Raw genomic sequence first — 11,131 nt, 5'->3', positions numbered from 1 at the left:
GCTCGGGCTGCTGCCGCGCGGGACCTACCGGGCGGCGCGCGGCCTGCCGTCCGTGGTGCTGCTGCGCGGGGTGGCGGCCGGGTCCTTCATCGCGGCCGAGTCGTTCGTGCCGCTGATGCTGGTCACCGAGCGGGGGCTGTCGCCGACGATGGCCGGGTTCTCGCTGGCGGCGGGCGGTGCCACCTGGGCGCTGGGCTCCTTCGTCCAGGCGCGGGCGCGCGTGGAGCCGTACCGGGAGCGGCTGATGACGCTGGGCATGGTGCTGACCGCGGCCGCCATCGCCGCCGCGCCGAGCGTGCTGATCGACGGGGTGCCGGTGTGGACGGTGGCGGTGGCGTGGGGGTTCGGCTGCTTCGGCATGGGGCTGGTGATCTCCTCCAGCAGCGTCCTGCTGCTGAAGCTGTCCGAGCCGGGCGAGGCGGGCAAGAACTCCGCCGCCCTCCAGATATCCGACGGCCTCGCCAACGTCGTCCTCCTCGCCGCGGGCGGAGCGGCCTTCGCGGCGCTGGGCGGCGGCACGGTCGCCCACGCGGCCACCCAGGCCTCGGGCGGTCACCCGACCGCCTTCGTGGCGGTGTTCCTGCCGATGGCGGGGGTGGCGCTGGTGGGAGCCTGGGTGACGACACGGCTGCGGGCCGCGTGACCGAGCGGGTGCCGCCTCCGCGATGTGACCTGGGTCCCGGATGTGACCTGGGTCCCATCCAGGAGCGGCGCCGCGTCGCCCGCGCGTGGACGTGGCCGGGCCGCCGGTAGGGTGGCCCGGTTGTCATACCCGGGTGTGCCGTTCGTCGTCCGCCGTCATCCTGTCCGGCGTGGCGCGCACGGCCCCTTGTCCTCGACCACCCTCCGGAGACCGTGACTACCGCCCGCCCGTCGCCCACCGCCATCCTCACTGGAGGGCCCTCCGTGCCCGCCTCTTCCGTCGCCGGTACCGCCTCCTCGCACCACCTGTCGCCCGCGTTCCCCGGGCGGGCCCCCTGGGGCACCGCCAACAAGCTGCGCGCCTGGCAGCAGGGGGCGATGGAGCGGTACCTCCAGGAGCAGCCGCGCGACTTCCTCGCCGTCGCCACGCCCGGCGCCGGCAAGACGACCTTCGCGCTGACGCTCGCGTCGTGGCTGCTGCACCACCACGTCGTGCAGCAGGTGACCGTGGTCGCGCCGACCGAGCACCTGAAGAAGCAGTGGGCGGAGGCGGCCGCGCGGATCGGGATCAAGCTCGACCCCGAGTACAGCGCGGGCCCGCTGAGCAAGGAGTACCAGGGCGTCGCCGTGACCTACGCGGGCGTCGGCGTACGGCCCATGCTGCACCGCAACCGCTGCGAGCAGCGCAAGACCCTCGTCATCCTCGACGAGATCCACCACGCCGGCGACTCCAAGTCCTGGGGCGAGGCGTGCCTGGAGGCCTTCGAGCCCGCCACCCGCCGGCTCGCCCTCACCGGTACGCCCTTCAGGTCCGACACCAACCCCATCCCCTTCGTCGCGTACGAGGAGGGCAACGACGGGATCCGCCGCTCCGCCGCCGACTACACCTACGGGTACGGCTCCGCCCTCGGCGACGGCGTCGTGCGGCCCGTCATCTTCCTCTCCTACAGCGGCAACATGCGGTGGCGTACGAAGGCCGGGGACGAGATCGCCGCCCGGCTCGGCGAGCCGATGACCAAGGACGCCGTCAGCCAGGCCTGGCGCACCGCCCTCGACCCGCGCGGCGAGTGGATGCCCAGCGTGCTGCGCGCCGCCGACCAGCGGCTGACCGAGGTCCGCAAGGGCATCCCGGACGCCGGCGCCCTCGTCATCGCCTCCGACCAGGACTCGGCCCGCGCCTACGCCAAGCTCATCCGCGAGATAACCGGCACCAGGGCCACCCTCGTCCTCTCCGACGACACGGGCGCCTCCAGGCGGATCGACGAGTTCAGCCACAGCGACGACCGCTGGATGGTCGCGGTCCGCATGGTGTCCGAGGGTGTCGACGTGCCCCGCCTCGCGGTGGGCGTGTACGCGACCACCATCTCCACCCCGCTCTTCTTCGCGCAGGCCGTCGGCCGTTTCGTGCGGTCCCGGCGGCGCGGCGAGACCGCCTCCGTCTTCCTGCCGACCGTCCCCGACCTCCTCACCTTCGCCAACGAGATGGAGGTCGAGCGCGACCACGCCCTCGACAAGCCCAAGAAGGAGGGCGAGGAGGACCCGTACGCCGAGTCCGAGAAGGAGATGGAGGAGGCGAACAAGGAGGAGGACGAGGACACCGGAGAGCAGGAGCAGTTCGCCTTCGAGGCGCTGGAGTCCGAGGCCGTCTTCGACCGGGTCCTCTACGACGGCGCCGAGTTCGGCATGCAGGCCCATCCGGGGAGCGAGGAGGAGCAGGACTACCTGGGCATCCCGGGGCTGCTGGAGCCCGACCAGGTGCAGCTCCTGCTCCAGAAGCGGCAGGCCCGGCAGATCGCGCACAGCCGCAAGAAGCCGGACGACGAGGCGGACCTGCTCGAACTGCCCGCCGAACGCCGCCCCGTGGTCTCCCACAAGGAGATGATGGAACTGCGGAAGAAGCTCAACACGATGGTCGGCGCGTACGTCCACCAGAGCGGCAAGCCGCACGGCGTGATCCACACCGAGCTGCGCCGCGTGTGCGGGGGGCCGCCGAGCGCGGAGGCGACCGCCGGGCAGCTGCGCCAGCGGATCGCCAAGGTCCAGGAGTGGGCCACCCGTATGCGGTGACCTCCGCACGTTCGTATGCCTTGCGCGGGTACGCCCGTACGAGCGCCGGTGCCGTTCTGGTACCGGCGCTCATACGTGTGTGCGCGCCGGGTGGTGCGCGCCGCCCACATCCGGCGATAAGTGGATCAAACCCTGGGTAACCGAGGGTGGCCCGTACCTGCGCCTGACCGGATTCTGGACGGAGCCTTCCGCTGAGCGAACCGGCTCGCTACTGTCCCGCTACGCACACGCCCCGTGGCAGCGCCGCCGCGGAGCGCAGCCGGTGCCCGCCCGGGAATGCCCGGGACGCTGCCGACCGGCGGCCTCTGACGCGCGTCGCCGACGGGACCGGCGACGTATCCGCCGCGTAGGGGGCCGCCGACCCTCACCACTAAGGAGTGGGCGTCGTGACCGCGGAGACCTCCCAGACGCTCGACCGGGGACTGCGCGTCCTCAAGCTGCTCGCCGACACCGACCACGGGCTGACCGTCACCGAGCTGTCCAACAAACTCGGAGTCAACCGGACCGTCGTGTACCGGCTGCTCGCCACGCTGGAACAGCACGCCCTCGTCCGCCGCGACCTCGGCGGCCGGGCCCGGGTCGGGCTCGGGGTGCTGCGGCTCGGCCGGCAGGTGCACCCGCTGGTCCGCGAGGCCGCGCTGCCCGCGCTGCGGTCGCTGGCCGAGGACATCGGGGCGACCGCCCACCTCACGCTGGTCGACGGTACGGAGGCGCTCGCCGTCGCCGTGGTCGAGCCGACGTGGACGGACTACCACGTGGCCTACCGGGCCGGGTTCCGGCATCCGCTGGAGCGGGGGGCCGCCGGAAAGGCGATCCTCGCCGCCCGGGCCGGGGCGCCGGACGGGCCCGGCTACACCCTCACGCACGGGGAGCTGGAGGCCGGGGCGAGCGGGGCCGCGGCGGCGCTGATCGGGGTGACGGGGGTCGAGGGGAGCGTGGGGGTGGTGATGCTGGCGGACGCCGTGCCGGAGCGGGTGGGGCCGCGGGTCGTCGACGCGGCGCGGGAGGTGGCTGACGCGCTGCGGTGACCTCAGCGGGGCCCTGGGCGGGCGGCTTGGCGGGCGGGCCAGGGGTGGGTGGCCCGGGGTCGTGTGCCGAGTGCGGGTTAGAGGTGGCTGGTCGCGCAGTTCCCCGCGCCCCTCAGGGGGCGGTCGCGGCCGGTGCTTGGAGGGTGCGGGCCCTGGCGGGGGACGGGCTCGCGTTAGATTGGCCCCGTGCTTTCTCGCCTCTCTCGTCTTTCCCGCCTTCGGGCCGTTGCCCTCTGTGCCGTTCCCGTGGTGGGGCTGATCGGTGCGGCGGCGTTCGTGCCGTTGCCGTTCTCGCTGGCCCAGCCCGGTATGACGGCGGACGTCCTCGGTGAGAACAAGGGCGAGCCGGTGATCACGATCTCCGGTGCGAAGACCCGCGGGACGAGCGGACAGCTGCGGATGACGACCATCGAGGCGACGGGCCCGGACGCGCACATCGGCCTCGGTGACGTGCTCGACGGCTGGTTCCGCACGGACCGTGCGGTCATGCCGCGCGACGCGGTCTACCCCAACGGGGACAGCGTCAAGGAGATCGAGGAGTACAACGCCGAGGAGATGCGCGAGTCCCAGGACACCGCCACCGAGGCGGCCCTGGACCACCTGGGCGAGCGGTCGGACGACATCGAGGTCGCCCTGGAACTCGCCGACGTGGGCGGCCCGAGCGCCGGCCTGCTCTTCTCCCTCGGCATCGTCGACAAACTGGACGGCGACGGCAGCGGCGGCGACCTCACGGGCGGCCGGGTGATCGCGGGCACGGGAACGATCGACGCCGAAGGGAAGGTCGGCGCGGTCGGGGGAGTGGCCCTCAAGACCCAGGCCGCCCGCCGCGACGGCGCGACGGTCTTCCTGGTCCCGAAGGCGGAGTGCGCGGACGCGCAGTCCGAGCTGCCGGAAGGGCTCCGGCTCATCCCGGTGACGACTCTGAAGGGCGCCGTGGACTCCCTGGTGGCACTGGAGAAGGGACGGGGCTCCGTCCCCTCCTGCTAGCCGTCCCTCCCGCTAGCCCTCCTTCACGAAGCCCTCCGCCTTCATCCAGTCCAGCGCCACCGCGTGCGGGTCCTCTCCGTCGACGTCCACCCTGGCGTTCAGCTCCCGCGCCACCTCGTTGTCCAGGCGCTTCGTGACCGGGGCGAGGACCTCGGCGATCTGCGGATACTTCTCCAGGGTCCTGGAGTTGATCTGGGGAGCCGCGTTGTAGTGGGGGAAGAACCCCTTGTCGTCCGCCATCACCGCGAGCCCCATGGACTTGATGCGCCCGTCGGTGGTGAAGACCTCCCCGTAGGTGCAGCTCCCCTTGGACACCTGGGTGTAGATGATCCCGGTGTCCATCTGCGTGATGTTCCCGGCGGGCAGTCCCATCCCGTACGTCCTCTGGAGACCGGGCAGCCCGTCCGCCCGGTTGGCGAACTCGCCCTCCACGCAGACCGTGACGGCTCCGGGGTCCGACTCCGCGAGGGCGGCGACGTCGGAGAGCGTCCTCGTGCCGTACTTCTCGGCGGCGGCCCGGTTCATGGCCAGCGCGTACGTGTTGTTCAGGGCCGACGGCGCCAGCCAGGTCAGCCCGTTCCTCCGGTCGGCGTCGCGCACGGCCTCCCACTGCCGGTCCGGCTCCGGAAGGGGATCGCTGTTGCCCAGGTAGGTGATCCAGGCGGTGCCCGTGTACTCGTACGAGGCGTCCGCGTCCCCGCCCCTGACCGCCTCCCGGGAGCCGACGGACCCCTGGATGCCCGTGCGGTCCAGGACCTCGGCGCCGGCCGCCTGGAAGGCGATGCCCATGATCGCGCCGAGCACGAGCTGCTCGGTGAACTCCTTCGACGTCACGGTCAGTTCGGCGCCCTTCAGCGGCTGCCCCCGCCCTACCGATCCCGGCCGCACGTCGTCGACCATGGGCGAACCGCTGGTCAGTCCGCACCCGGAGACCGCCGCCAGCAGCGCCCCGGCCGCCACCGGAGCCGTAAGCCGCCGCCGTTCCGTGCACCACCTCGTGCACCACCTCGTACGCCGTCCCGTACGCCGTCCCGTGCTCATGCGCCCGCCTCCAGGCCGCGCGGGCCGAGCAGCAGTTCCGCCAGCGACGCCAGCCAGTCGACCAGCAGCGCCAGCGCGACGGTCAGGATCGAGCCGAGGAGCAGCACCGGCATCCGCCGGCTGGTGATCCCGGTGGTGATCAGCACGCCGAGCCCGCCGCCCCCGCCGAACGTGGCGAGCGTCGCCGTGCCCACGTTCAGGACGAGCGCGGTCCGCACCCCCGCGAGGATCAGCGGTACGGCGAGCGGCAGCTCGATCCGGCCCAGCACGCCCAGCGGTGACATGCCGATGCCCCGGGCGGCCTCCAGGAGCGTCGGGTCGTTGGCCTTCAGTCCGGCGATCGTGTTCGACAGGACCGGCAGGACGGCGTACGCGATGATGCCGATCAGAGCCGCCCGGCGCCCGATGCCCAGCCAGATCACCAGCAGGGCCAGCAGGCCGATCGCGGGCGTCGCCTGTCCGGTGTTGGCGAGGGCCGTCACCACCGGGGCCGCCCCGCGGAAGGCCCCGCGCGTCAGCAGGACGCCCAGCGGGATCGCGATGACCAGCACGAAGAACGTGGAGATCACGGTCAGTTCGACGTGCTGGCGCAGCGCCTTCCAGACCTGGCCGTTCGCGAGGGCGTTCGCGGAGAGCGGGTCCAGGTCCGCCTGCCGGAACCAGAGCCAGGTGGCGAACAGCCCCGCCACCAGCACGGCGGGCAGGAAGGTCAGCTTCCGCCACCCGATGCGGGGCACGTACGCCCCGGCGGACACCTCGGTGGGCTTCCCGGCGGACACCCCGGCGGACACCCCGGTGGGCTCCTCGCCGCTCACGCCCCCGCCTCCCCGCGGGCCGCGCCCTCCTGCGCGTGGCGGGTCCGCTCGCCGCGCACCTCCTCCAGCTCGTGCCGGTGCTCCACCGCGTCGAGCCGGTCGGCCTCCAGCAGCTCGTGCACGGAGTTCATCAGCGTCTCCATGTCGACCACGCCGGTGTACTCCCCGCGCCGCCCGGTCACCACGACCCGCCCCGCGTTGTCCGTGAGCACGGCCTCCAGCGTGTCCCGCAGCGTCGCGTCCCGGGTGACCGTGTCGTTCACCGGTGTGCCCGCCCGGGCCAGCGAACCCCGCGCCCGCATCAGATCCCCGCGCCGCAGCCACTTGCAGGGCCGCCCGCGCCGGTCGAGCAGCAGGATCTCGTTCGTACCGCTCGCCCTGATCCTGTTGCAGATCTCCTGCAAGGGGTCGTCGACGGTCACCGTCGGGCAGCCGGTGATCTCCACGTCCCGTACGCGGGTCAGGTTCAGCCGCTTCAGCGCGGCGCCGGCGCCCACGAACCCGGACACGAAGTCGTCGGCGGGATTGGTGAGGATCGCCTCCGGGGTGTCGAACTGCGCGATGTGCGACCGCTCCCGCAGCACCGCGATCCGGTCGCCCAGCTTGACGGCCTCGTCGAAGTCGTGCGTGACGAACACGATGGTCTTGTGCAGCTCGTGCTGGAGCCGGATCAGCTCGTCCTGGAGGTGGTCGCGCGTGATGGGGTCGACGGCACCGAACGGCTCGTCCATCAACAGCACCGGGGGGTCGGCGGCCAGCGCCCGCGCCACCCCCACCCGCTGCTGCTGGCCGCCCGACAACTGGCGCGGGTAGCGCCCGTGGAACTCACCGGCGTCGAGGCCGACGAGGTCCAGCATCTCCTCGACCCGGTCCGCGACGCGCGCCTTCGGCCAGCCCGTCATCCTCGGTACGAGGGCGATGTTCTGGGCGACCGTCATGTGCGGGAAGAGCCCCGAGGACTGGATGGCGTACCCGATCCTGCGCCGCAGCTTCACGGGGTCCATGTGGGTGACGTCCTCGCCGCCGATCCGGATCCGCCCGCCCGTGGGCTCGATCAGCCGGTTGATCATCTTCAGCGTGGTGGACTTCCCGCACCCCGAGGGCCCCACGAAGACGACGAGCTCACCCGCGTCGATCTCCATGGTGACGCCGTCCACCGCGGGGGCGGGATTCCCGGGGTACCGCTTGGTGAGGTTCTCCAGCCGGATGGCGGCCCCGGCGGCCCCGGCGGTCCCGGTGGCCCTGGCGGCCCTGGCGGCCCTGGCGGTCCCGGTGGCCCTGGCGGCCCCGGCGGTCCCGGTGGCCCCGGCGGTCCTGGCTGTCCCGGCCCCGGCCGTCTCAGACACGGATCCCCCTGGGGATGGTCAGCCGCCCGACGACGACGTACGCGGCGTCGAACAGCAGCGCGAGGACGATGATCCCGAGCGTGCCCGCGAGCACCTGGTTGATCGCGTTCCTGCTGCCCAGCGAGGCGATACCGCGGAAGATCTCGTTGCCGAGCCCGGGACCGGAGGCGTACGCGGCGATGGCGGCGATGCCCATCAGCATCTGCGTGGAGACCCGGATCCCGGTCAGGATCGGCGGCCAGGCCAGCGGCAGCTCGACCCGTACCAGCCGGGCCGGGCGCGACATCCCGATCCCGGTGGCCGCGTCCACCAGCGCGGGGTCGACCCCGCGCAGCCCGACGATCGCGTTGCGGACGATCGGCAGCAGCCCGTACAGGGTCAGGGCGATGACCGTGGGCGGGACGCCGAGCCCCACGACCGGGATCAGCAGACCGATCATGGCGAGCGAGGGGATCGTCAGCAGGGTCGCGGTCGCCGTCGTGGCCAGGTTCCCCGCCCAGTCGCTGCGGTAGGTGAGCACCCCGATCGCGACGCCCAGGACGGTCGCGACGACCATGCACTGGAGGACGGCGCCGGCGTGCTGGCAGGCGTCGGCGAGGAGCTGCTGATGGCGGCTGCCGAGGTAGCCCCAGAAGTTCACCCGCAGTCACCTCGCTCACTCACCGGCTCGCTCGTCCAGTGGTCGTCCGTCCAGCGGTCGTCCGTCTAGCGGTCGTCCGTCCAGTGGTCGTCGTCCCTCGCGGCCTGCTCCACCAGCGGGATGATCCGCAGCGGGACCGGGTTCTCCATGACGATCGCCGTGGAGGCCCGGACGATGCCATCAAAGCCGACGACCCGGTCGATCACCCGCTGGAGATCGGCGTTGGACCGTGCCACGAGCCGGCACAGCATGTCCCCGCCGCCCGTGGTCGTGTGCAGCTCCAGCACCTCGGGCACGGTCGCCAAGTGCGCCCGTACGTCCGCTCCTTGCCCCTGCCGGATCTCCAGGGTCGCGAACGCGGTGACGGGGTAGCCGAGGGCCCCGGGATCCACCTGCGGTCCGAACCCCCGGATGACTCCGTTCGACTGAAGCCGGTCCAGCCGCGCCTGCACGGTCCCGCGCGCGACCCCGAGCCGGCGGGACATCTCCAGCACACCGATCCGCGGCTCCCGGGCCAGCAGCACGATGAGCCGCCCGTCCAGACGATCGATCGCCACAGGACCTCCACGATGGTCATCATGTACACAACGCACGGTCGACGGACCCATCCACTGCACAAGTTGCCCAGTGATTCCGCAAACTATTGCGCACCTTGTGGAACAGGGGGAACCTGCGGCCATGACTCAGACAACCCACCACACCCCCGACACCGCGCGGCAGGCAGACCCCTTCCCGGTCAAGGGAATGGACGCGGTCGTCTTCGCCGTGGGCAACGCCAAGCAGGCGGCGCACTACTACTCCACGGCCTTCGGCATGAAGCTCGTCGCCTACTCCGGACCGGAGAACGGCAGCCGGGAGACCGCGAGCTACGTGCTGGAGAACGGCTCCGCCCGGTTCGTGTTCACCTCGGTCATCAAGCCCGCCACCCCCTGGGGCCACTTCCTCGCCGAGCACGTGGCCGAACACGGCGACGGCGTCGTGGACCTGGCGATCGAGGTGCCGGACGCCCGCACCGCGTTCGCGTACGCCGTCGAGCACGGGGCCCGCCCCCTCGCCGAGCCGTACGAGGTGAAGGACGAGCACGGCACGGTCGTCCTGGCCGCGATCGCCACGTACGGCAAGACCCGCCACACGCTGGTGGAGCGCACGGGTTACGACGGCCCGTACCTCCCCGGCTACGCGGCCGCCGCCCCGATCGTCGAGCCGCCCGCGCGGCGGACCTTCCAGGCCATCGACCACTGCGTGGGCAACGTCGAACTGGGCCGGATGAACGAATGGGTCGGCTTCTACAACCAGGTCATGGGCTTCACGAACATGAAGGAGTTCGTGGGCGACGACATCGCCACCGAGTACAGCGCCCTGATGTCCAAGGTCGTCGCCGACGGCACGCTCAAGGTCAAGTTCCCGATCAACGAGCCCGCCATCGCCAAGAAGAAGTCGCAGATCGACGAGTACCTGGAGTTCTACGGCGGCGCGGGCGTCCAGCACATCGCCCTGAACACCAACGACATCGTCGCCTCGGTCCGCGCGATGCGCGCCGCGGGCGTGCAGTTCCTGGACACCCCGGACTCCTACTACGACACCCTCGGCGAGTGGGCGGGCGAGACCCGCGTCCCCGTGGAGACCCTGCGCGAACTGAAGATCCTGGTCGACCGCGACGAGGACGGCTACCTGCTCCAGATCTTCACGAAGCCGGTCCAGGACCGCCCGACCGTCTTCTTCGAGATGATCGAACGCCACGGCTCGATGGGCTTCGGCAAGGGCAACTTCAAGGCCCTCTTCGAAGCGATCGAACGAGAGCAGGAACGCCGGGGCAACCTCTGAGCTCCTCCGCCCCTGAGTCCTTCCGCCCCTGAGTCACCCCCCTGCGGCCCCGCGACCCCCACCGCGGGGCCGCTCCCCGTCACCCTCCCGCTTCCGCTTCCGCTTCCGCGGGGGCAGTGCACCCGGAAGGCGGCGGACCCGACGTACCGGCACGGCCCCGACCCACCTCCCTCCCCGCCCCGAGGTCACACGCGTCGAGTTCGCGCACCACCTTCGAGGCGACCGGTGCGAGAACGGGCGAGAACGCCGGATCGATCCGCAGCGCCTCCTCAAGATGCCGCCGGGCCGCCCCGAGCGCCCCTGTCTCCCGCTCCGCCATCCCCCGGTGGAACGAGTACAGGGCGACCCGTGCCGCACCCCCGCGCCGCCGGTCCGTCGCCCGCCGGGCGAGGACGAGCGCCTCCTCGTCCTCCCCGGCCCGGTGCAGCGCCCACCCCAGCGCGTCCGCCACCGCCGCGGAAGGATGCCGCGCCCACTCCGCCCGCAACCGCCGCACGGCGTCCCGCGCACCCTCCGCACCCCCGTGGTCCGCCTCGAACAGCCCGAGCAGCAGCTCCTCGTTCACCCCTCCCGCCCGCCCCTCCCGCACCCGCGCCCGCACCACGTCGTACTGGGCCCGCGCCGCCCCGCTCATCCCCAGCGACTCGTACAGCTCGCCGAGCTCCAGCGCGTACCGCGGCAACGGCCGCGTCGCCATCGCCCACTGGTACGACCGCAGCGCCTCCGAGTGCCGCCCCAGCG

9 protein-coding genes and 2 pseudogenes are annotated in these 11,131 nt (G+C 72.3%); 5 read left to right on the top strand and 6 right to left on the bottom strand.

Going from position 1 to position 11,131, the window contains the following annotated elements; all coding sequences use genetic code 11:
* The 4 genes and pseudogenes from HO151_RS04895 to HO151_RS04880 form a co-directional block, all read left to right on the top strand.
* Positions 1–643: pseudogene (locus tag HO151_RS04895) on the top strand (MFS transporter); the annotation flags it as partial.
* Between the two features lie 263 nt (positions 644–906).
* Positions 907–2,709: a DEAD/DEAH box helicase gene (locus tag HO151_RS04890; protein ID WP_173894884.1), complete on the top strand. Its 1,803-nt coding sequence runs from the start codon at positions 907–909 to the stop codon at positions 2,707–2,709.
* 386 nt (positions 2,710–3,095) lie between these two features.
* On the top strand, positions 3,096–3,737 hold the full coding sequence (locus tag HO151_RS04885) for an IclR family transcriptional regulator (RefSeq protein WP_173894883.1): 642 nt from the start codon (positions 3,096–3,098) through the stop codon (positions 3,735–3,737).
* 186 nt (positions 3,738–3,923) lie between these two features.
* Entirely contained in the window at positions 3,924–4,724 is an 801-nt protein-coding gene (locus HO151_RS04880) for a S16 family serine protease (RefSeq protein WP_173894882.1), read from the top strand.
* Between the two features lie 12 nt (positions 4,725–4,736).
* On the opposite strand, the gene HO151_RS04875 is transcribed toward HO151_RS04880, so the two are convergent.
* The 5 genes from HO151_RS04875 to HO151_RS04855 form a co-directional block, all read right to left on the bottom strand.
* Entirely contained in the window at positions 4,737–5,624 is an 888-nt protein-coding gene (locus tag HO151_RS04875; protein WP_254594729.1) for a glycine betaine ABC transporter substrate-binding protein, read from the bottom strand.
* A 137-nt stretch (positions 5,625–5,761) separates the two neighbouring features.
* Entirely contained in the window at positions 5,762–6,556 is a 795-nt protein-coding gene (locus HO151_RS04870; protein ID WP_368039424.1) for an ABC transporter permease, read from the bottom strand.
* Positions 6,557–6,576: 20 nt separating this feature from the next.
* Complete coding sequence (locus tag HO151_RS04865) at positions 6,577–7,788, bottom strand: betaine/proline/choline family ABC transporter ATP-binding protein (protein WP_368039423.1); 1,212 nt, start codon at positions 7,786–7,788, stop codon at positions 6,577–6,579.
* Positions 7,789–7,918: 130 nt separating this feature from the next.
* Positions 7,919–8,566 (bottom strand): ABC transporter permease, encoded by a 648-nt coding sequence (locus HO151_RS04860; RefSeq protein WP_173894878.1) that lies wholly within the window; start codon positions 8,564–8,566, stop codon positions 7,919–7,921.
* A gap of 65 nt (positions 8,567–8,631) precedes the next feature.
* Complete coding sequence (locus tag HO151_RS04855; protein ID WP_173894877.1) at positions 8,632–9,123, bottom strand: Lrp/AsnC family transcriptional regulator; 492 nt, start codon at positions 9,121–9,123, stop codon at positions 8,632–8,634.
* 121 nt (positions 9,124–9,244) lie between these two features.
* Here HO151_RS04855 and hppD point away from each other — a divergent pair, with 121 nt between their 5' ends.
* The gene (gene hppD, locus HO151_RS04850) at positions 9,245–10,390 is read left to right on the top strand and encodes a 4-hydroxyphenylpyruvate dioxygenase (protein WP_173894876.1); all 1,146 of its coding nucleotides are present in this window, start codon (positions 9,245–9,247) and stop codon (positions 10,388–10,390) included.
* Between the two features lie 79 nt (positions 10,391–10,469).
* Here hppD and HO151_RS04845 read toward each other — a convergent pair.
* Positions 10,470–11,131 (bottom strand): annotated as a pseudogene (locus HO151_RS04845) (hypothetical protein); the annotation flags it as partial.

Source organism: Streptomyces sp. 8P21H-1 (genome assembly GCF_013302945.1).
This window is presented reverse-complemented; position numbering and strand designations above follow the sequence as displayed.